Raw genomic sequence first — 21,358 nt, 5'->3', positions numbered from 1 at the left:
GCTACACGCCGTCCCAGAAGGAGACGAGCGCGGCAGCGGTCTGCTCCGGGCGGTCCGTGTTGGGGGAGTGCTCGGCGCCCGCGATCCGGGTGCGGTGCGCGCCGAGGCGCTGCGCCATCGTGTCGAGCAGGGGTACCGGCCAGGTGTCGTCGCGCTCGCCCGAGAGCACATGGACGGGCAGCTGTACGGCGGCGAGCTCGGCCACCCGGTCCGGCTCGGTCACCAGCTGCCGGCCGGTGGCGATCAGCTGGGCGGCCCGGTGCCGCAGCCAGCGCCGACGCAGGCCCTCGCCGTCCGTGGCCGCGTCCTCCGGCGGGTCGAGGGCGCGCATCGCCTCCCAGACCTCGGCCATGCTCAGCGTCGCGAGCGCGTCGCCGAGCATCTTCACCTTGAGCTGCTGTGCCTCGGTGACCTGGGCGGGGCCGGAGGACATCAGCGTCAGTGAACGGAACGGCGAGGCGTCGAGCAGTACGGCCGCGCGGGCGATCTGGCCGCCGAGCGAATGCCCGAGCAGATGAACGGTGCCGTCACCGCCGGCGTCGAGCTCGGCGACCTGAGCGAGTACGTCACGAGCCAACTCGCCCTGGGCGTACGCCTCCTGACGGTCAGTGCCCTCGGTCTCGTACTGTCCGCGCCCATCGGCGGCGACGATGCGGTAGCCGGCGGTGGACAGCGGTTCGAGGAGCGCGATGAAGTCCTCCTTGCTGCCCATGTAACCGGGCAACAGGAGGGCGGTGCCGCGCGGTTCGGCGGGTGGCAGGGCTTCCAGCACGGCAAAGTCCCCGCGCGCGGTACGCAGCGGGTGGACGCGGGCGCAGGGAGGGGGAGTGAAGGTGTGCGGCCGACTCATGGAAAGAGGCTATGTCCTCGAACGCCGCACGGGCTGAATCGGGTGTCCTCAAACGCCGGACGGGCTTGAGGTTGCCCTCAAGCCCGTCCGGCAGTTCAACGTCCGGGGCACAGCCCCTGATCAACCGACCTGGTGCGATCAGCTCTCGGTGGTAGCCGTCCGCGCCCGGCGACGCCGCGGCTTCGCCTCGCCCTCGGCGACCGGAGCCTCCACCACGGTCTCCGCCTTCGGCTTCGCCGCAGCCCGCGTCCGTCGGCGCGGCTTGCTCTCCGGCACCGGTTCGGCGATCGGCGCGATCTGGAAGTCGACCTCGTCCGCCGGCTTGGCGACGACCCGGGCGCGACGACGCGGCTTGGTCACCGCCTTGACCTCCGGCATCGGTTCGGCGATCGGCGCGGTCTGGAAGTCGACCTCGTCCGCCGGCTTGGCGACGACGCGAGCCCGGCGACGCCGCGGCTTGGCCTCGGCCACCGGCTCCGCCTCGACCGTCACGGGTGCCTCGACGACGGCGGCCGGAGCCTCCGCCACGGCCACCGCGGCCTCGGCCGCGACATCCGGGGCCCCGACACGGGTACGACGGCGGCGACGCGGCGTACGCGGCTCGGCCGGCGCGTCAGCGACCGACACGGCCTCCGAGGTCTCCGAGGCCGGCGCCGGCACCACAGCGGCGGCGCCGTCCGCGGCCGAGGACCCGCCCCGGGTACGACGACGCTGACGCGGCGTACGCGGCGCCCGCTCCTCAGCCGCCGCAGGCGCCGAGGACGCGGCGGACGACTTGCGGCCACGGCCGCCCGTCTCGCCCAGGTCCTCGATCTCCTCGGCCCGAAGACCCGCACGGGTCCGCTCGGTGCGCGGCAGCACACCCTTGGTGCCGGCCGGGATGTCGAGCTCCTCGAAGAGGTGCGGCGACGTGGAGTACGTCTCGACCGGGTCGGGGAACTTCAGGTCCAGCGCCTTGTTGATCAGCTGCCAGCGCGGGATGTCGTCCCAGTCGACCAGCGTGACCGCGATGCCCTTGGCACCGGCACGGCCGGTCCGGCCGATGCGGTGGAGGTACGTCTTCTCGTCCTCCGGCGACTGGTAGTTGATGACGTGCGTGACGCCTTCGACGTCGATACCGCGGGCTGCGACATCGGTGCAGACGAGCACGTCCACCTTGCCGTTGCGGAACGCGCGCAGCGCCTGCTCACGGGCGCCCTGGCCGAGGTCGCCATGGACCGCGCCGGACGCGAAACCGCGCTTCTCCAGCTGATCGGCGATGTCGGCGGCCGTCCGCTTCGTACGGCAGAAGATCATCGCGAGTCCGCGGCCGTTGGCCTGCAGGATGCGCGAGACCATCTCGGGCTTGTCCATCGAGTGGGCCCGGAAGACGTGCTGCGAGGTGTTCGCGACGGTCGCGCCCTCACCGTCGGGCGAGGTGGCACGGATGTGCGTCGGCTGCGTCATGTAACGCCGCGCGAGGCCGATGACCGCACCCGGCATGGTCGCCGAGAACAGCATGGTCTGGCGCTTGGGCGGAAGCATCGTCATGATCTTCTCGACGTCGGGCAGGAAGCCCAGGTCGAGCATCTCGTCGGCCTCGTCGAGAACGAGCGAGCGCACGTGCGACAGGTCGAGCTTGCGCTGTCCTGCCAGGTCGAGCAGTCGCCCCGGGGTGCCGACAATCACATCGACGCCCTTCTTGAGGGCTTCGACCTGGGGTTCGTACGCACGGCCGCCGTAGATGGCGAGAACGCGGACGTTACGCACCTTGCCGGCCGTCAGCAGGTCGTTGGTGACCTGCTGGCAGAGCTCACGGGTGGGGACGACGACCAGTGCCTGCGGGGCCTCGGTCAGCTGCTCGGGCTGGGCCCGGCCTGCCTCGACGTCCGCGGGGACGGTGACGCGCTCCAGCAGCGGAAGACCGAAACCGAGCGTCTTGCCGGTACCGGTCTTGGCCTGTCCGATCACGTCGGAGCCGGAGAGTGCGACGGGGAGCGTCATCTCCTGGATGGGGAACGGGGACACGATGCCGACGGCCTCGAGGGCCTCGGCCGTCTCGGGAAGAATCCCGAGGTCTCGGAACGTAGTCAGGGTGCTGCCTCTTCTGTGAGACGCGGTCCGAGGCGAACGCTGGGGGTCGTACCGTGCCGGGGTTGGTCATCCGGCCGTGGATGGGCCGGGTGGCGCGGGACCACTGCCGTCGCTCGAGCGCTCGTGCCGCTGAGGGGGCCCCTCATCTGCGGTCGTACGTGTCGTACGCCCCGCGTGGAGGGCTGTCGGGTCGGAGCCGATCGGGCCACCGACCGGGCATCCTCATTCATTTCGCGCCACCGGCACATACAAAATGCTCTGTCGGCGCAATATCACTGTACCCCGGATTCGCGCATGTGTGTTGGGCGAATTCATCGGAACGGTGTGATGTCGGTGGCTGACCAGGCCCTTCCACCCCCTGTCGGGCGGGCTATTCTGCGGTTCATGGAGACGCCTGACAACGCCACTGAAGCCCCCGCACCCACCGGAATCGCCGCCCAGGACTGGGCCACCGCATCGGCGGAACCGCAGTACCGCGCCGCGGTCGTGGATCTGCTGGGGGCGCTCGCATACGGAGAGCTGGCGGCCTTCGAGCGGCTCGCCGAGGACGCCAAACTCGCGCCGACGCTGGCCGACAAGGCGGAACTGGCAAAGATGGCGTCCGCCGAATTCCATCACTTCGAGCGGTTGACGGACCGGCTGACGGCGATCGACACGGAGCCGACCGCCGCGATGGAGCCTTTCGCGAAGGCGCTCGACGACTTCCACCGTCAGACCGCCCCGTCGGACTGGCTCGAGGGCCTGGTCAAGGCATACGTCGGCGACTCGATCGCCAGTGACTTCTACCGCGAGGTGGCCGCCCGCCTCGACTCGGACACCCGCTCGCTCGTCCTCGCTGTGCTCGACGACACAGGCCACGGCAACTTCGCCGTCGAGAAGGTGCGCGCCGCGATCGAGGCCGACCCCCGCGTCGGCGGCCGGCTCGCCCTGTGGGCCCGCCGGCTGATGGGCGAGGCGCTCTCGCAGGCCCAGCGGGTGGTAGCCGACCGTGACGCGCTGTCGACGATGCTGGTCGGTGGGGTGGCCGACGGATTCGACCTGGCGGAGGTCGGCCGGATGTTCTCGCGGATCACCGAGGCGCACACCAAGCGGATGGCCGCGCTCGGACTGGCTGCCTGACCCCGGCCGCTGCCTTACCCGGACCGGCCGGCCGATCCGGTCGGCCGGTCTCGTACGAGGTCAGGCCGCCGCTGATCGGCTCAGGCGGCGGCTGCCCGGACGGAGCAGCAGGGAGAGCGTCACCGCTCCGATCAGCACCGCGCCGATCAGGGTGGCCAGGACATGGCCCGGCCCCAGCACCGAGTGCGTCAGATACGCGCCGAACAGGGCACCCAGAGCGCCGGTGGCAAAGACGGTACGGCGGGACGGGAGGCGACCCGACAGCGAACGGAGCGCCGCCCAGGAGAGGGCGAGTCCGAGCACGGCGGAACCGAGGGATTCCCAGATCACAGACGTTCACCTCGCGGGTTGCGGAGGGGGATATCCCCTGCTCGTGGAGCTGTGGGGGCAAATCGGTCGTAGGCGGTCCTACCCGTGGGCCGTGGAATGCAACCCTCCTGCGACATTTTTCGCACAGGTGTCGCACAGGTGCCAGTGGCTGTGAGCAGGCGGGAAACGACGAAGCGGCCCGGCGGGGATCCCCGCCGGGCCGCTTCTCGCTGCCTTGCGTCGAGCGCGCTCCTACAGGGCGCCGAACCCGACCCGCCGCGTGCTCGGCTCGCCGATCTCCACGTAGGCGACCCGGTCGGCCGGCACCAGGACCTTGCGGCCCTTGTCGTCCGTGAGGCTGAGCAGCTGCGCCTTGCCGGTGAGAGCCTCGGCGACCGCGCTCTCGACCTCCTCGGCGGAAAGCCCGCTCTCCAGAACGATCTCCCGGGGTGCGTGCTGCACGCCGATCTTGACCTCCACGGCTATGTCCCTCCGACGGTCAGTCCTCTGCGCGTGAGCCGCGCCGTACGAACCACACATTAGCCCGGTGAGGGGAGCTGCCAGGGGTCGGCGGGCCACGCCCGCAGCGAACAAGGCCGGACGGTCAGTGCTGATCGATGCCGTGCAGCGGGAACCCGGCGATGCCGCGCCAGGCCAGCGAGGTGAGGAGCTGCACCGCTGTGTCGCGCGGGATCGCCGACCGACTGGACAGCCAGTACCGGGCGACCACCTGGGAGACACCGCCCAGACCCACCGCGAGCAGCATCGACTCGTCCTTGGACAGCCCCGTGTCACCCGCGATCACGTCGGAGATCGCCTCCGCGCACTGCAGCGAGACCCGGTCGACCCGCTCGCGTACCGCCGGCTCGTTCGTCAGGTCCGACTCGAAGACCAGTCGGAAGGCGCCGCCCTCGTCCTCGACGTACGCGAAGTAGGCGTCCATCGTCGCGGCGACACGCAGCTTGTTGTCCGTCGTCGATGCCAGGGCCGTACGGACCGCCTGCAGCAGCGACTCGCAGTGCTGGTCGAGCAGTGCCAGGTAGAGCTCCAGCTTGCCCGGGAAGTGCTGGTAGAGCACCGGCTTGCTGACACCGGCCCGCTCCGCGATGTCGTCCATCGCGGCGGAGTGGTAGCCCTGCGCGACGAAGACCTCCTGCGCGGCGCCCAGCAGCTGGTTGCGTCGGGCGCGGCGAGGCAGGCGAGTGCCCCGCGGGCGCGCCGCCTCTGTCTGCTCGATGGCTGTCACGCCGCCTCCCAAATTTGTGATCGAACGCAGCCGTTGCGTACGCGCTGCGCCGTTCGGCCATCGTACTTTTGAGTAACCCGGGTGCGCGCGGCGCGGACGCAGAATTTCACGGACCGGACCGCTGCGGTAGCCACAGATTCTTTGAAATGCACGGCAAAACGGGATGTATCAGCGGTAGTCGTCCTCGTCCTGCGGGACGACGCGGTGTTGCTCGGCAGCATCTGCCTCATTTGCGGTGGCCCGGTCGATGTCCGTCAACGGATCGTCGCTCTTCTGCTGGAGATCGGCGTGCTGCTCGACGGCATCCGCCTCGGGCGTCTCCTGGTCCGGTTCGTCCGGCTGAACGTCTTCGAAAGTCTCCGGGTCACTGGGGTCGACCGTCATGGTGACTCCCTTCCTTAGCTTCGAGCGTAGGAGCTACCCCTTCATGGCGCTATGCGATCTGTGACGGCGAACACACGAACCACGGTGTGATCGTCTCGTAACATTGGCGCATGTCTTCGACCGAGCTGCCGGGAGCCCGCGCCGCCGCCGCTGCGGTGGCCCCCACGGTGAGCCCCGTCCGGGTCGCGGAGGGGGAGAAACTGCGCTCCGTCGCGCTGCCCGGCCTGACGCTGAACGTCCGCACCCGCCCGCCGGAACGGTCCGGACTGCCGCCCGCGCTCTACGTGCACGGGCTCGGCGGCTCCTCGCAGAACTGGTCGGTGCTGATGGCGTTGCTCCAGGACGTGGTGGACGGCGAGGCGGTCGACCTGCCCGGCTTCGGGGACTCCCCACCGCCGGACGACGGCAACTACTCGGTCACCGGGCACGCCCGTGCGGTGATCCGGCTCCTCGACGCGGAGGAGCACGGGCCCGTTCATCTCTTCGGCAATTCACTCGGTGGTGCAGTGGCCACCCGGGTCGCGTCCGTCCGTCCGGATCTGGTGCGCACGCTCACCCTGGTCTCGCCCGCATTACCCGAGATCAGGGTGCAGTGGCCTGCCGTACCGACCGCGCTGCTCGCCGTTCCGGGTGTCGCATCCCTGTTCTCCCGGCTCAGTAAGGACTGGACCGCGGAAGAACGCACCCGCGGAGTCATGGCACTCTGTTACGGCGATCCGGCACGTGTCTCCGATGAGGGCTTCCGCGATGCGGTGGCCGAAATGGAGCGACGGCTGGAGCTGCCGTACTTCTGGGACGCGATGACGCGCTCGGCACGTGGCATTGTCGATGCCTACACGCTGGGCGGGCAGCACGGGCTGTGGCGCCAGGCCGAGCGCGTGCTCGCCCCGACGCAGCTCGTGTACGGCGGACGGGACCAGCTCGTCTCGTACCGGATGGCACGCAGGGCGTCCGCGGCCTTCCGCGATTCGCGGCTGCTGACACTGCCCGATGCCGGGCATGTGGCGATGATGGAGTACCCGGAGGCGGTCGCCCAGGCGTTCCGGGAATTGCTCGACGAACGCGGCGGGAGCTGATCCGGGGCGTGGGACGACACAGCCGAAAGGGCCCTCCACCCAAGGGACCCGAGAGCGACGCCGCCGCGAAGGCGGTTGGCGGTCGCGAGGGGGTGCGGCCGGATCCCGGCAGCGGACGGCGCAGGAGGGCGGCCGATACGCCGCCCGGCACGGACGGGCACACCCCGTTCCAGGGGATCCCGCAGGTGCGTGGCGGCCATCCCGAACTGCGTGAACCGGGTGGTGGCTGGGGGGCGGGAACGCGGCAGCGGTACGGCGACTGGCGGATCCCGGCTCCAACGGATGCCGGTGGCCAGGGGCGACGGCCGGGGGCACCTCGGCCGGCCCCCCAGCAGCAGTCGATGGTCCAGCGGACGCCGATGCCGCAGCGCCCTCAGCCGATGTCCCAGCAGCAGGCGGCCGGTGAGCGGCCGCTGATACCGGGGCCGCGACGGGAGTTCGTCGACGCCTTCGACGTGCCACCCGCACCGCGCTCCCCGTCCGCCCCACCGGCCCCGCCGGCCGATCCGTTCGGCTCGGTCGTCGAGTGGGACGAGCGGCCCCCCGGCGGGGACAGGGATGCGGCTCCGGGCACCGCCCCGGACACCAAGGACGGCAAGGGCGCCAAGGGCCGTACCTTCACCGGCATTGCGGCCGCCGCGGTGACCACCGTGCTCGCGGTCGTCGTCGCGGGGCAGGTCGCCCATGACGGCGGTGGGGCGCGGGCCGGTGCCGCCGCGCCGACGGGCGTGGACCGGGACGGTGGCCACGACATCTCCTCCCGCTCGGACGACCGGCGGACGCCCGCACCGGCCGTGGTCAAGGCCCTTTCGTACGGGCAGAAGATGGCCAAGGGGTATCCACTCGCCCCGGACCTCCAGGGCTCCGGGCATTTCGAGGTGGTCCCGGGCGGGGCGAAAGCTCCGGGCAGAGGGCATAAGTACCGCTATCGGATCGATGTCGAAAAAGGTATCGGTCTCGATGCCGGACTTTTCGCCGAAGCCGTTCAGGAAACCCTTAATGACGACCGGAGTTGGGCACACGACGGCGCCATGACTTTTGAGCGGATCTCTTCGGGCGACCCCGACTTCGTGATCACGCTGGCCAGCCCGGGGACCACCGGCGACTGGTGCAAGAAGTCGGGCCTCGATACGACCGAGGACAATGTCTCGTGCGATTCCGCGGCGACCGAGCGCGTGATGATCAACGCCTATCGCTGGGCGCAGGGGTCGTCGACGTTCGGCCCCGGGAAGCTCTTCGCCTACCGCCAGATGCTGATCAACCATGAGGTCGGCCACCGGCTGGGGCACGACCATGTGACGTGCCGCACGCCGGGTGCACTGGCCCCGGTGATGCAGCAGCAGACCAAATCCCTGGACATCGATGGGATCAAGTGCCGCCCCAACCCCTGGGTCTACCCGGCCGGTTGAGCCGGAGCGGGACCTCGGTCCGTTTTTGCCCGGCCCCCCTTGATCGGCCCCTGCTGAGGCCCGCGCCCGGGCCGGGAGGGCGGCCGTCCGAAACGCTGTCCAGTATCTGAGACCGGTGTCTTGTCCGGCGTTGACATCGCCGATGCGGTCCCGCATATTTCTCGGCATGTCACGCAGCCCTGTCACCTCCGAATGCGCCGCCATAGTGCTGGCGCTCATCGGCGTGACCGGGCACAGCGTCGCCGACATTCACTGTTGCTGACACCTGCCTGAGCGCGCGTCGGCCCCTTTCTCCGAGCCCTGGTCTCGGTCCGAACGGCCCTTCCCGACTGCCGCGCCCCGGCGTTCTCACGTCCGCAGGCGCGGCAGTTTCGGTGTTCCGGTCCCCTTTTCGCTTTCCGACCGGTCGTTCCACCCCACCCTCGCTGCAGCCTGCACGGACCCACCATCCGGTTTTCACCGCAAGCAGCACTCCGAGAGGTCATCTTCCGATGCGTCAACCGTCCGTCATATCGCGCCGCCTGGCAGCGGCCGTCGTGGTTCTCGTCGTGGGTTCGGGCGCCGCCGCGTGCGGGCCCCAGGACAGCAAGGGCAGCGACGGCAGCTCCGGCGCAGCGGGCAAGCCCGCCAAGGGCGGCACGCTCACCGTCCTCAACAGAGCCGCGCAGGAGGACTTCGACCCCGCGCGGCTCTACACCTCCGGCGGCGGCAACGTCCCGTCCCTGGTCTTCCGTACGCTGACCACCCGCAACCGGGAGGCCGGCGCTGCCGGCGCGAAGGTCGTCCCCGACCTGGCGACCGACCTGGGCACGCCCAGCAAGAACGCCACCGTCTGGACGTACACGCTCAAGGACGGCCTGAAGTACGAGGACGGCACCGCGATCACGAGCGCCGACATCAAGTACGGCATCGAACGCTCCTTCGCTGCCGAACTTTCCGGCGGCGCGCCCTACCTGCGCGACTGGCTGATCGGCGGCGCCGACTACCGGGGTCCGTACAAGGACAAGAAGGGCCTCGCCTCGATCGAGACGCCCGACGCGAAGACGATCGTCTTCCACCTCAACAAGCCGGAGGGCGAGTTCCCTTACCTGGCGACGCAGACCCAGACGACCCCCGTGCCGAAGGCCAAGGACACCGGCACGAAGTACGAGAACCACCCCATCTCCTCGGGTCCGTACAAGGTCGTCAAGAACGAGGGCGACGGCGAGCGCCTCGTCCTGGAGCGCAACAAGTTCTGGTCGGCCGCGACCGACGAGGAGCGCAAGGCGTACCCGGACCGGATCGACGTGCGCTCCGGGCTCGACTCCGCCGTCATCAACCAGCGGCTCTCCGCCTCCCGCGGCGCCGACGCCGCCGCAGTCACCACCGACACCAACCTCGGCCCGGCCGAGCTCGCCAAGGTCACCGGCGACAAGAAGCTCGCCGCCCGGGTCGGCACCGGCCACTTCGGCTACACGAACTACATCGCCTTCAACCCGAAGGTGAAGCCGTTCGACAACCCGAAGGTGCGCCAGGCGATCTCGTACGCCGTCGACCGCACCTCGGTCGTCAACGCGGCCGGTGGTTCCTCGCTCGCCGAGGCCGCCACCACCTTCCTGCCGGAGCAGGCGTCCTTCGGCTACAACGCGTACGACGCCTTCCCGGCCGGCAGGACGGGCAACGCGGCCAAGGCCAAGGAGCTGCTGAAGGAGGCCGGTTACGCCAAGGGCCTGACCATTACCCTGACGCACTCCAACGACAAGAACTTCGCCACCAGCCCGGAGATCGCCACCGCGATCCAGGAGGCGCTGAAGAAGGCCGGGATCACGGTCAGGCTCCAGGGGCTGGAGTCCAACGCGTACTCGGACAAGATCTACAACGTGAAGAGCGAGCCCGGCTTCTTCCTCACCGGCTGGGGCGCGGACTGGCCGTCCGGCGGTCCGTTCCTCGCACCGATCTTCGACGGACGCCAGATCGTCAAGAACGGCTACAACTTCAACGCCTCCCAGCTCGACGACGTCTCCGTCAACAAGGAGATCGACGAGATCAACAAGCTGACCGACCTGAGCGCGGCCGCGAAGCGCTGGGGCGCACTCGACAAGAAGATCGGTGAGCAGGCGGTGACCGTGCCGCTGTTCCACCCCGTCTACAAGCGCCTGTACGGCGAGTCCGTCAAGAACGTCGTCATCAGCGACTGGACCGGTGTACTCGACATCTCGCAGGTCGCGGTCAAGTAACCATGGCCGAAGCTCTGCTGGTCAAGGAGGCGGGGGCTGTGCACCCCGCCTCCGGGGCCTCCTCGTTCTGGCGGCGGCTGCGCGCACGGCGCTCCGCCGCAGTGGCGGCCGTGGTCGTCGCCCTGCTGGTCCTGGTCGCGCTCGCCGCCCCGCTGCTGGCGGGCATCGAGGGCCAGGACCCCACCACGTACCACGCGAACCTCGTCGACTCCGCGACCGGCGGCGTACCGCTGGGCTCGTTCGGCGGGATCAGTGCCGACCACTGGCTCGGCGTCGAACCGCTCACCGGCCGCGATCTCTTCGCCCGCGTCGTGTACGGGGCCCGGGTCTCGCTCGGCGTCGCGCTGGCCGCGACCCTGCTCCAGGTGATCATCGGCGTGGCCGTCGGGCTCGCCGCCGGACTCGGCAACCGCCTCGTCGACCAGGCGCTCAGCCGTGTCACCGACGTCGTCGTCGCCCTGCCCGTCATGGTGATCGCGCTCGGCGCGCTCGCCGTCGTCCCCGCCGACTTCCCGCGTCCGGTGCTGATCGCCGCGATCGTCGGCCTGGTCGGCTGGTCCGGCATCTCCAAGATCGTGCGCGCCCAGACCCTCGCGCTGAAGTCGCTCGATCATGTCGCGGCCGCCCGGCTCAGCGGCTGGAGCGGCCGGCGGATCGCCCGGCGCGAGCTGCTGCCCGCGCTCGCCGCGCCCGTCATCACCTACGCCGTGCTGCTCTTCCCCGGCAACATCGTCGTCGAAGCGGCGCTGTCCTTCCTCGGCGTCGGCATCAAACCGCCCACGCCGTCCTGGGGACAGATGCTCAGCGACGCCGACACGTGGTACCAGGCGGCGCCCACCTATCTGCTGATCCCCGCCCTGCTGATCTTCATCACCGTGCTGGCGCTGACCGTCCTCGGTGAGGGCGTGCGCAACGCACTCGACCCGCGCGTCGCCTCCCGGCTGCGGATCGGCACCGGACGCAAGAAGGAGGCCGGAGCATGAGCCGGTTCCTGTTGCGGCGCATCGGCGGGGCGCTCTTCGTGCTCCTCGCCCTCAGCGTCGTCGTCTACGCCGCCTTCTACGTCGCCCCGGGCAACGTCGCGCAGATCGCCTGCGGTCCGCGCTGCTCGCCCGCCCAGGTGGCACAGGTCAGCGACCAACTGCGGCTCGGCGACCCGCTGTACCTGCAGTACGCGCACTTCCTCCAGGGGATCTTCGCCGGCCGCGACTACTCGACCGGCACCGGAATCCTGCACTGCCAGGCACCCTGCCTCGGACGCTCCTACCAGAACGACGAGCAGGTCACCCAGATGATCCTCACCAAGCTCCCGGCCACCGCCTCACTCGCCATCGGCGCCTTCGTGCTGTGGATCGTGCTCGGCGTCGGCACCGGGCTGCTCTCGGTCTGGCGGCGTGGCCGCGCGACCGAGCGGCTCCTCACCGGACTGACCCTGGCCGGCATGGCCACGCCGGTCTTCGTGGTCGGTCTGCTGCTGATCATCGTCTTCTGCTCGGCGCTGCAGGTGCTGCCGTTCCCCGACTACGTGCCGCTCACCGAGAACCCGGAACAGTGGGCCTGGAACCTGCTGCTGCCCTGGGCCTCACTGGCCCTGGTCTCCGCCGCTCCGTACGCCCGGATGACCCGGGCGTCGATGCTGGAGACCCTCGCCGAGGACCATGTGCGCACCTTCCGGGCGTACGGGGTGAGCGAGCGGAAGCTCGTCGGGCGGCACGCGCTGCGCGGCGCGCTCGGCCCCGTGATCGCGCTCGGCGCACTGGACATCGGCTCGATGTTCGGCGGCGCCGTCCTCACCGAGTCGCTCTTCAACATCCCCGGCGTCGGACGCGAACTCGTCGACGCCGTGAAGAACGTCGACCTGCCGGTCGTCGTCGGCCTGGTGCTCGTCACCGGCTTCTTCGTCGTCCTTGCCAATGCCGTCGCGGACATCCTGCAGGCGATGGCCGACCGTCGGGTGGTGCTGGCATGAGTCTGGTCGAGGTTTCCGATCTGACCATCTCCTTCGACGGCGCGGACGGCGTACGGGCCGTGGACGGCCTGTCCTTCACCCTGGAGGAGGGCGCCGCCCTCGGCGTCGTCGGCGAGTCCGGCTCCGGAAAGAGCGCGTCCGCGTACGCCTTGCTGGGGCTGCATCGCGGTACGGGCGCCCGAGTCGGCGGCTCGATCCGGGTTGCCGGCGTGGACGTACAGGCGGCGGACGACGCGGAACTGCGGGCGCTGCGCGGGGCGAAGGCCGCGATGGTCTTCCAGGACCCGCTGTCCTCACTGGACCCGTACTACGCGGTCGGTGAACAGATCGCCGAGGTGTACCGGGTCCACACGCGCGCCTCCGGGCGGGCGGCTCGGGCGCGGGCCGTCGACGTGCTCGACCGGGTCGGGATCCCCGACGCGGTGCGGCGGTCACGGTCCCGGCCGCACGAGTTCTCCGGCGGGATGCGGCAGCGTGCGCTGATCGCGATGGCACTGGCCTGTGAGCCGCAGCTGCTGATCGCCGACGAGCCGACGACCGCGCTGGACGTCACCGTCCAGGCCCAGATCCTGGACCTGCTGCACACGCTGCGCCGGGAGACCGGCATGGGGCTCCTGCTGGTCACCCACGATGTGGGCGTCGCGGCTGAGAGCGTCGACGAGGTGCTGGTCATGCAGTCGGGCCGGGAGGTGGAGCGCGGGCCGGTCGCCGAGGTGCTCGGCGCGCCCCGGCAGCCGTACACGCGCGAACTGCTTGCCGCCGTACCGCGGGTGGACACGAAGCGCCCGGAGCCGGTTCCGGCGGCTCGCCTCGCGGACGCGGGCACGCCGAGGCTCGACGCCGACGTGTCCCGCATCGCCCAGGCGGGCGAGCCGCTGCTCGAAGCCATCGATCTGCGACGCGAATTCGGACGGGGCCGCAGCCGGATCACCGCTGTGGACGGCGTATCGCTCACCGTCCACCCCGGCGAGACACTCGGCATCGTCGGCGAGAGCGGCAGCGGCAAGACGACGCTCGGCCGGATGCTCGTCCGCCTCCTCGACCCGAGCGCGGGCCGGCTCCACTACCGGGGTACGGAGATCGGATCGCTGTCGGACAAGGCGCTGCGCCCGCACCGGCGCGAGCTCCAGATGGTCTTCCAGGACCCCGTCGCCTCGCTCAACCCGCGCCGCTCGATCGGTGAATCCGTCGCCGATCCGCTGCGGGCGGCAGGCGCACTCGACGACACCCGGATCCGGGCACGCGTCCAGGAACTGCTGGAACGCGTCGGCCTCGACCCCGACCGGTACGACCGCTACCCGCACGAGTTCAGCGGCGGACAGCGCCAGCGCGTCGGCATCGCCCGCGCGCTCGCCGCCGACCCCAAGCTGATCGTCTGCGACGAACCGGTCTCCGCGCTCGACGTCACCACCCAGGCACAGGTCACCGCGCTCCTCGCCGAGCTCCAGCGCGAACTCGGCCTCGGACTGGTCTTCATCGCCCATGACCTCGCGGTCGTGCGGCAGGTCAGCGACCGGGTCGCGGTGATGCGGCAGGGCCGGATCGTCGAACAGGGCAGTGTCGACGAGGTGTACGGGGCGCCCCAGGATCCGTACACCAAGCAGCTGCTGGCCGCCGTGCCTGCCCTCGATCCGGCGCTCGCGGCAGCGCGCCGCACAGCCCGCAAGGAGCTGGCCGCAGCCTGACCCTGCGTAATCGATCACCCTCATAGCGCGACGGAACGCTACCGGGGCGGGAAAGTTACGACGGTTCACCCCTTTCGGTGGCGCGATGGACAACCGTCCGTCGCGCCACCGGCGTATCCGCTTACGGTCGTCCCGCTGCGAGTCGCCATTTCAACGGCGGCCGCCCACAAGGGAGATCGGGGGTGTGCTCGTGCGGATCGGACTCCTCACCGACGGTGGTTATCCGTATGCGACCGGTGAGTCCAGACTCTGGTGCGACCGTCTGGTGCGCGGACTGACGCACGAGTTCGATCTCTACGCGCTCAGCCGCTCCGCCGAGCAGGAGGCGCAGGGCTGGGTACAGCTCCCGCCCCAGGTCAGCCGGGTGCGGACGGCACCGCTGTGGATGGCCGACGAGGACATCCTGGGCGGCCACGCCCCCAAGGGGCTGCTCGCCCGGCTGCTGACCGGCGGGGGCGCGCGGCCGTACGGACGTCGCGAACGGCGCCGCTTCACGGCGCACTTCACGGCGCTCGCGACATCCATCTGTACGGCGGACGTGACGCGCGACGAAGCGGACGGCGTACGTCGTACGGATGCCTCCGGGACCGCCGACGCGCAGTTCACGGACGGGCTGTACGGACTCGCCGAACTGGCCCGCGAACACGGCGGACTTCCCGCGGCGCTCCGCTCCGAAACCGCCGTCCGCGTACTCGAAGCCGCCTGTCGCGCCCCCGGCACCGGCCGCACCGTCCAGACCGCGAGCGTCCCTGACCTCCTCGCCTTCGCCGCGGAGCTGGACCGCGTCCTGCGTCCGCTCTCCCTCGACTGGTACGACGAGGAGAGCCTCGGCGCGGTCGACCTCTGCCACGCCACGTCCGGCGGAGCCGCCGCTCTGCCGGGGCTGTTGGCCAAACGCTTCTTCGGGGTGCCGCTGCTGGTCACCGAGCACGGTGTGCAGCTGCGGGCGCACTACCTCGCCGGGACCGGCACGCCGCTGAGTGCGCCGGTACGCGCCCTGCTCGCCAACTTCCTCGGACGGCTCGCCACCGAGGTGTACCGGCAGGCCGCGCTCATCACCCCGGGCAATACGCACGCCCGCCGCTGGCAGGAGCGGTGCGGCGCCGACCGGGCCAAGGTGCGCACCGTCTACCCCGGCATGGAAGCGGCCCGCTTCGCCGCGCTCGGGGAGAGCGGCGACGACGGCGGACCCGACACGCTGGTGTGGGTCGGCAGGATCGAACCCTCCAAGGACCTGGTCGCGCTGCTGCACGCATTCGCCGAGGTGCGGAAGGCCGAACCGGACGCGCGGCTGCGCATCATCGGCGCACCGGCGCCGTGCGCGGAAGGCACCACATACCTCGCCCAATGCCGGGCGCTCGCCGCCCAGCTCTTCCCCGACGAGGCCGCCGACGCGCACGCCATCGGTGACAACCCGGTCTCCTTCGAGGACATCGGTGACGCCGAGCTGCCGGACCTGGCGGAGGCGTATGCGGCGGGCGGGATCGTGGTCCTCTCCAGCGTCGTCGAAGGCTTCCCGATCAGCCTGGTCGAGGCGATGTTCTGCGGACGTGCCACGGTGTCGACGGACGTCGGCGCCGTCGTCGAAGTCATCGGCGGTACGGGGCTGGTGGTGCCCCCGCGCAACCCCCGGGCGCTCGCCGACGCGTGCATCACGCTGCTGCGCGACCCCGAGCGTCGTGCACGCCTCGGCGCGGCGGCCCGTGCCCGTGCGCTCGAACTCTTCACCGTCGAACAGAACCTCGCGGCATTTCGCGGCATTTACCTGGAGCTGATCTCGCACTCCCCGGTGCGCAGAGACACGCATGCGCTGAACGCGGACGGTGCCCCACGCCCGTTCGCGACACCACCGGAGGCCCATGTGCTGGGCAGCTGGACGGCCCACGTCCCGCTCACGGCCGGGCACACCCCGAGCTGGGCTGCCGAGGGCGTGTGCGCGGGCGCGCGGCGAACGGGGGACGGCGATGTGTGAGCAGGAGACGGACATGAGGGCGGGCCGGCCGGGTACACCCGCCGGCCGGTCCCGCGGACTTGGCGAAGAACACGGAGGAACCCCCATGGGCGGCCGCCCGACCGAGGCACCTGATGCCTCGGGCACACCGATGCTCGACGCGAGCTGGGACTCCCGCTCGGAGGCCCTGGTCTCCGAGGCACGGGTCGCGGAGATCTCCGCACCGGCTTGGGGCCTGCCCGCATCCGGGACGGGGCGCGCACCGGTGGTGCCGGGCCTCGCCGGGAAGGGGCGCACGCCGGTGGTGCCCGGCCTCTCCGGGAAGGGGTGGCCGGCGTCGGTCCTGGGGCATTTCATGAGGCGGGACGGGAGCTCCGACCGGGGCGAAGGCCCGCACGCCCCGGAGGTGGACCCGGCCACGTCCCAGGCGCCGGACGCGGTCGGCAGTCCGGAAACAGACCACCCTCCGACCGTGGGGCCGGATCCGGCCGCGGACCCGCATGGGGCCCCGGCCCTGGATCAGACACCGGCCCCGCATCCACCCCCGCCCACCGACCCCGTCCGCCCGCCGAAGGCGACCGTCACCCCGGACCGGCTCCCCACCGAAGAATCGCAGCCGGAGGTGGCCGAGGCCGGAGCCAAGGCCGCGGCCGACGCCGCCCCCATCGCCCGCGCCCCCGAGATCGCACACACCCCCGCCGTCTCCGCGCGCAAGCCCAGCGCGGCCCGGCGTGGACCCATCGACCCCGTGAAGACGCTCATGCACCGGCACCGCGAGCTCTGCGAACGTGCCGTCGACCCCCTGGAGATCGCCGCCGGGCTCGAAGCCCATGGGGTCACCGACCGCACTGCCGCCCGCTACCGGCACCGCGACGTCTTCTCGCTCGCCGAGGAGCTCTACGCGCGGGTGCCCGCCGTCGCGGGCGAGCCCGGTCGCGCGACGGCGCCCGCGCCGATGCGCGACATCGAGACGCGCGCCGCCTGGTCGCTCCGCGCGCTGCTCCCCGGCGCCGCCTGCACCGCGACGGCCGTCGTCCTCGAACTCACCGACGGGGTGCTCGGCGGCGGTGAGCGGCTCACCGTGGCCCTTGTCGGGGCGCTGGCCGCACTTCTCGGCCTCGGCCTGTGCCTGCGGAGCGGCCCCCTGCACGCCGCCGAAGGACGCTCGTCGGCTGCCGCCGCGGTCTACGGGTATTGGCTTCTCGGGTACGTCATGTACGGCGACGCCCTGCTCGACCAGGTCCTCAGCGGCGGTCCCGAAGGGCCCTGGGCGATCACCCCCGCACCCCTCCTGGGGCTCGCGCTCGCCGTCGCCCCGGCCGCCTGGTGCGCGCACCTCTTCTCCGTACACGCACAGCGCAAACTCGTCGGCAGCCGTGCGCTGGAGGAGTTCGCAGCAGGTGTGCGCCCCCTGCTCTTCGGGACCGTCGCGCTCTTCCTGTGCGTCCTCACCGGGCTGCTCCACCTCGCCGACCTCGGATACGGCGGTGGCGGCGCGCCGGTTGCGGCCGCCGCCCTCGGCGTCCTGCTCCTGCTGGCCCGGCTGCTGACCGTCCATGGCTTCCCCGAGCCCGCCACCACCGGACTCGCCGCAGCCTGCGCCGTCGAAGCGGTCGCGCCCGCCCTGGTCCTGGCCGGGCGGCTGCCCGGCCTGCACTTCGTCGCCCAGCCCGTCTACACCGTCGTAGCGGCGGCCGGCACCGGAGCCGTACCCGCCATCGCCTGCGGCGCAGCCGCGCTCGGGCTGCTGATCCACGCCACCGTCGCTCTCTCCAGGGCCTCCGCCCACACCCGCGCGTAACCCCGCACGAACCCCGCGGAGCCGACGCCGCGGGTGCCTGTCCCGTAACGCTCGCAACCTCCCCAAGGAGACACCGGACATGACCCCCCAATCCCCCGCACCGGCAGCCCGCCGTCGGCACGAAGGGGGCACCCGATGAGGGTTCTGCTGCTCGGAGCCAATGGATTCCTCGGTCGGTTCGTGGCCGACCGGCTGCTCGCCGACCCCGCCGTGCACCTGACCGCGCTCGGCCGCGGCGACGACGCCGACGTACGGTTCGACCTGGCCGGTGGCAGCCCAGGAGCACTCACCCGCTTCCTGGACGCCGTCCACCCCGGGGTCGTCGTCAACTGTGCGGGCGCCACCCGCGGCGGCGCCCGCGATCTGACCCGGCACAACACCGTCGCCGTCGCCACCGTCTGCGAGGCGATGCGCCGCAGCGGCTGCAGCGCCCGTCTCGTCCAGGTCGGCTGCTCCTCGGAGTACGGGCCCTCACAGCCCGGATCGTCGACCGCGGAGGACGCCGTGCCGCGCCCCGGCGGCCCGTACGGCGTCTCCAAGCTCGCCGCCACCGAACTCGTCCTCGGCTCCGGCCTCGACGCGGTCGTGCTGCGGGTCTTCTCGCCGGTCGGCCCCGGCACCCCGGCCGGCTCACCGCTGGGCCGGCTCGCCGAGGCGATGCGCCGTGCCATGCAGTCAGGCGACGGCGAGCTGAAACTCAGTGGCCTCGGCGTGCAGCGCGACTTCGTCGACGTACGGGATGTCGCCCGCGCCGTGCACGCCGCGTCGCTCTCCGCCGCGCAGGGCGTCGTCAACATCGGTACCGGCCGGGCGGTGCGGCTACGCGACGCGGCCGCCGTGCTCGCCAAGGTCGCGGGTTATCCGGGTGCCCTGCACGAGCTGGACACACCTCCCGGCCGGCTCCCCATCGGCGCCCCGCGCACCTCCGCCGAGTCCGTCATCGAACACCTCTCGGCGACCCCGTCCCCGTACCCGGACGGCTGTGGCGCCTGGCAGCAGGCGGATGTCCGCACCGCCCGCGACCGGCTCGGCTGGCGCCCCCGGATCAATCTGGAGGAGTCCCTCGCCGACATCTGGATGGAGGCGGCATGCCGCATCTGACCAGCGCCGGTACCGCCCGCCGGACCAGTGGCGCCGAGCAGCTCGGCTTCGGCGTCCCGGGGTACGCGCACCCGTTGCTCGCGCCCACCGAGTGGGCCGAGCTGACCCGCTCCGGCACCCCGCTGCACTGGGCGGTCCTCAACATCGACAACGGCCCCGGCGCGCGGCCCGACCCGCACTGTCTGGAGGCCGCGGGCCGACTCCGCAACGCCCGCGAACGGGCCGTGCACGACAGGGCCGCGCAGGACGCAGTCCGGGCGGGCGGCGGCCTGCTGCTGGGCCATCTGGATCTGACCTTCGGCAACCGGCCGTTCGGCGAGCTGATCGCCGACGCGCAGTCCTTCCTCGACTGGTATCGGGTCGACGGCTTCTACCTCGACCGGTGTCCGGCCGAGCGCGCCGACCTTCCGGCGGTCCGCCGCCTCACCAGTACACTCGCCGCGCTCCTGGAGGAGGGCGAGGACAGCGGGGACGAAGAGGCCGGGAGCGAGCTGCTGGTGCTGGGGCACGGGACCCACCCGTATCCCGGTTACGCCGAGACGGCCGACCAGCTGGTCACCTTCTCCGGGGCGTGGACCGACTACCGCTGGTCGCAGGTGGCGGAGTGGACCGCGGACTACCCGCCGGAACGCTTCGCGCACTTCGTGCACGGCGTCCCGCGCACCCACCTCGACGAAGCCATGCGGATCGCCCGCTGGCAGGGGGCCGGGACGATCTTCTTCACCGACCGCACGATCCGCACCGATCATGGTGGACAAACCGACCCATTCGCGGCGCTGCCCGGGTACTGGGACGAAATCGTCTCGCGGATCGGACCTGGTATCTCGGAATGAGGAGGGGCGTGGCAGTGTTGCGGGTGAACAACCGTACGTAGATGAAGTACGTAGAAACCGACCACCTGCATTGTTGAGGTTCCTGTGTCGCTGCCACCCCTGGTCGAGCCAGCTGCTGAGCTCACCGTCGACGAGGTCCGCAGGTACTCCCGCCACCTGATCATCCCGGATGTCGGGATGGACGGACAGAAGCGGCTGAAGAACGCGAAGGTGCTCTGTGTCGGCGCCGGCGGTCTCGGCTCGCCGGCCCTGATGTACCTGGCCGCGGCCGGTGTCGGCACGCTCGGCATCGTGGAGTTCGACGAGGTCGACGAGTCGAACCTGCAGCGCCAGATCATCCACAGCCAGGCCGACATCGGCCGTTCCAAGGCCCAGTCCGCCAAGGACTCGGTCCTGGGCATCAACCCGTATGTGAATGTCGTCCTTCACGAAGAGCGGCTCGAAGCCGAGAACGTGATGGAGATCTTCGCCCAGTACGACCTGATCGTGGACGGCACGGACAACTTCGCCACCCGCTATCTCGTCAATGACGCCGCGGTGCTGCTGAACAAGCCGTACGTGTGGGGTTCGATCTACCGCTTCGACGGCCAGGCGTCCGTCTTCTGGTCGGAGCACGGTCCCTGCTACCGCTGCCTCTACCCGGAGCCGCCGCCCCCCGGCATGGTCCCGTCCTGCGCCGAGGGCGGCGTGCTGGGCGTGCTCTGCGCATCCATCGGCTCCATCCAGGTCACCGAGGCCATCAAGTTGCTCGCCGGCATCGGTGACCCGCTGGTCGGCCGGCTGATGATCTACGACGCCCTGGAGATGCAGTACCGCCAGGTCAAGGTCCGCAAGGACCCCGACTGCGCGGTCTGCGGCGAGAACCCGACCGTCACCGAGCTCATCGACTACGAGGCCTTCTGCGGCGTCGTGTCCGAGGAGGCCCAGGAGGCGGCGCTCGGCTCCACGATCACTCCGAAGCAGCTCAAGGAGTGGATCGACGCCGACGAGAAGATCGAGATCATCGACGTCCGCGAGCCGAACGAGTACGAGATCGTCTCGATCCCCGGCGCGAAGCTGATCCCGAAGAACGAGTTCCTGATGGGCAACGCCCTGCAGGACCTCCCGCAGGACAAGCGCATCGTCCTGCACTGCAAGACCGGTGTCCGCAGCGCCGAGGTCCTCGCGGTCCTCAAGTCGGCGGGCTTCGCCGACGCCGTGCATGTCGGCGGCGGCGTGATCGGCTGGGTCAACCAGATCGAGCCCGAGAAGCCGGTGTACTGAGCCGCTGTACCGAGCCTCCGTACGGGGGCTGAACGCTTCGAAGGGGCCGGTCCGCACTGCGCGGGCCGGCCCC

19 protein-coding genes are annotated in these 21,358 nt (G+C 71.0%); 13 read left to right on the top strand and 6 right to left on the bottom strand.

The window, feature by feature from the left end; translation table 11 throughout:
- Nucleotide 1: 1 nt before the first annotated feature.
- Nucleotides 2–850, bottom strand: a complete 849-nt coding sequence (locus ACIA8E_RS02605) for an alpha/beta fold hydrolase (protein ID WP_399293423.1) — start codon at nucleotides 848–850, stop codon at nucleotides 2–4.
- Between the two features lie 138 nt (nucleotides 851–988).
- A complete protein-coding gene (locus ACIA8E_RS02600) occupies nucleotides 989–2,833 on the bottom strand; it encodes a DEAD/DEAH box helicase (RefSeq protein WP_399293820.1) in 1,845 nt (614 codons plus the stop codon).
- 474 nt (nucleotides 2,834–3,307) lie between these two features.
- On the opposite strand from ACIA8E_RS02600, the gene ACIA8E_RS02595 reads away from it, so the two are divergent.
- Nucleotides 3,308–4,042: a ferritin-like fold-containing protein gene (locus ACIA8E_RS02595; protein WP_030915437.1), complete on the top strand. Its 735-nt coding sequence runs from the start codon at nucleotides 3,308–3,310 to the stop codon at nucleotides 4,040–4,042.
- Nucleotides 4,043–4,102: 60 nt separating this feature from the next.
- On the opposite strand, the gene ACIA8E_RS02590 is transcribed toward ACIA8E_RS02595, so the two are convergent.
- From ACIA8E_RS02590 to ACIA8E_RS02575, 4 genes are all read right to left on the bottom strand, one after another.
- The gene (locus ACIA8E_RS02590; protein WP_399293420.1) at nucleotides 4,103–4,372 is read right to left on the bottom strand and encodes a hypothetical protein; all 270 of its coding nucleotides are present in this window, start codon (nucleotides 4,370–4,372) and stop codon (nucleotides 4,103–4,105) included.
- A gap of 231 nt (nucleotides 4,373–4,603) precedes the next feature.
- Complete coding sequence (locus ACIA8E_RS02585; protein ID WP_030915442.1) at nucleotides 4,604–4,831, bottom strand: DUF3107 domain-containing protein; 228 nt, start codon at nucleotides 4,829–4,831, stop codon at nucleotides 4,604–4,606.
- 124 nt (nucleotides 4,832–4,955) lie between these two features.
- Entirely contained in the window at nucleotides 4,956–5,597 is a 642-nt protein-coding gene (locus tag ACIA8E_RS02580; protein WP_018105511.1) for a TetR/AcrR family transcriptional regulator, read from the bottom strand.
- A 168-nt stretch (nucleotides 5,598–5,765) separates the two neighbouring features.
- On the bottom strand, nucleotides 5,766–5,981 hold the full coding sequence (locus ACIA8E_RS02575; protein ID WP_399293416.1) for a hypothetical protein: 216 nt from the start codon (nucleotides 5,979–5,981) through the stop codon (nucleotides 5,766–5,768).
- Nucleotides 5,982–6,091: 110 nt separating this feature from the next.
- On the opposite strand from ACIA8E_RS02575, the gene ACIA8E_RS02570 reads away from it, so the two are divergent.
- The 12 genes from ACIA8E_RS02570 to moeZ all read left to right on the top strand — a co-directional run bounded on the left by ACIA8E_RS02570 (nucleotide 6,092) and on the right by moeZ (nucleotide 21,285).
- Nucleotides 6,092–7,057 carry an alpha/beta fold hydrolase gene (locus ACIA8E_RS02570; protein ID WP_399293413.1) on the top strand — a complete coding sequence of 322 codons (966 nt, stop codon included), beginning with the start codon at nucleotides 6,092–6,094 and terminating at the stop codon, nucleotides 7,055–7,057.
- Nucleotides 7,058–7,065: 8 nt separating this feature from the next.
- Nucleotides 7,066–8,466 carry a DUF3152 domain-containing protein gene (locus ACIA8E_RS02565; RefSeq protein WP_399293410.1) on the top strand — a complete coding sequence of 467 codons (1,401 nt, stop codon included), beginning with the start codon at nucleotides 7,066–7,068 and terminating at the stop codon, nucleotides 8,464–8,466.
- 166 nt (nucleotides 8,467–8,632) lie between these two features.
- Complete coding sequence (locus ACIA8E_RS02560; RefSeq protein ID WP_323181174.1) at nucleotides 8,633–8,728, top strand: Ms4533A family Cys-rich leader peptide; 96 nt, start codon at nucleotides 8,633–8,635, stop codon at nucleotides 8,726–8,728.
- 229 nt (nucleotides 8,729–8,957) lie between these two features.
- On the top strand, nucleotides 8,958–10,682 hold the full coding sequence (locus tag ACIA8E_RS02555; protein WP_399293407.1) for an ABC transporter substrate-binding protein: 1,725 nt from the start codon (nucleotides 8,958–8,960) through the stop codon (nucleotides 10,680–10,682).
- 2 nt (nucleotides 10,683–10,684) lie between these two features.
- Nucleotides 10,685–11,665 carry an ABC transporter permease gene (locus tag ACIA8E_RS02550; protein WP_399293405.1) on the top strand — a complete coding sequence of 327 codons (981 nt, stop codon included), beginning with the start codon at nucleotides 10,685–10,687 and terminating at the stop codon, nucleotides 11,663–11,665.
- Complete coding sequence (locus ACIA8E_RS02545; RefSeq protein WP_399293403.1) at nucleotides 11,662–12,651, top strand: ABC transporter permease; 990 nt, start codon at nucleotides 11,662–11,664, stop codon at nucleotides 12,649–12,651. The genes ACIA8E_RS02550 and ACIA8E_RS02545 overlap by 4 nt, the downstream gene beginning before the upstream one ends.
- Complete coding sequence (locus ACIA8E_RS02540) at nucleotides 12,648–14,336, top strand: dipeptide ABC transporter ATP-binding protein (RefSeq protein WP_399293400.1); 1,689 nt, start codon at nucleotides 12,648–12,650, stop codon at nucleotides 14,334–14,336. The genes ACIA8E_RS02545 and ACIA8E_RS02540 overlap by 4 nt, the downstream gene beginning before the upstream one ends.
- A gap of 190 nt (nucleotides 14,337–14,526) precedes the next feature.
- The gene (locus ACIA8E_RS02535; protein ID WP_399293817.1) at nucleotides 14,527–16,308 is read left to right on the top strand and encodes a glycosyltransferase; all 1,782 of its coding nucleotides are present in this window, start codon (nucleotides 14,527–14,529) and stop codon (nucleotides 16,306–16,308) included.
- Between the two features lie 739 nt (nucleotides 16,309–17,047).
- The gene (locus tag ACIA8E_RS02530; protein ID WP_399293814.1) at nucleotides 17,048–18,088 is read left to right on the top strand and encodes a hypothetical protein; all 1,041 of its coding nucleotides are present in this window, start codon (nucleotides 17,048–17,050) and stop codon (nucleotides 18,086–18,088) included.
- 135 nt (nucleotides 18,089–18,223) lie between these two features.
- Entirely contained in the window at nucleotides 18,224–19,189 is a 966-nt protein-coding gene (locus ACIA8E_RS02525; protein WP_399293397.1) for an NAD-dependent epimerase/dehydratase family protein, read from the top strand.
- On the top strand, nucleotides 19,177–20,022 hold the full coding sequence (locus ACIA8E_RS02520; RefSeq protein ID WP_399293394.1) for a spherulation-specific family 4 protein: 846 nt from the start codon (nucleotides 19,177–19,179) through the stop codon (nucleotides 20,020–20,022). The genes ACIA8E_RS02525 and ACIA8E_RS02520 overlap by 13 nt, the downstream gene beginning before the upstream one ends.
- Nucleotides 20,023–20,106: 84 nt before the next feature.
- A complete protein-coding gene (moeZ, locus tag ACIA8E_RS02515; RefSeq protein WP_399293391.1) occupies nucleotides 20,107–21,285 on the top strand; it encodes an adenylyltransferase/sulfurtransferase MoeZ in 1,179 nt (392 codons plus the stop codon).
- The last annotated feature ends 73 nt before the right edge of the window (nucleotides 21,286–21,358 follow it).

This window comes from Streptomyces sp. NPDC051664 (assembly GCF_044453545.1).
Taxonomy (GTDB): domain Bacteria; phylum Actinomycetota; class Actinomycetes; order Streptomycetales; family Streptomycetaceae; genus Streptomyces.
Note: the sequence above shows the minus strand (reverse complement) of the source record. Positions and strands in the feature narration are given on the sequence as shown.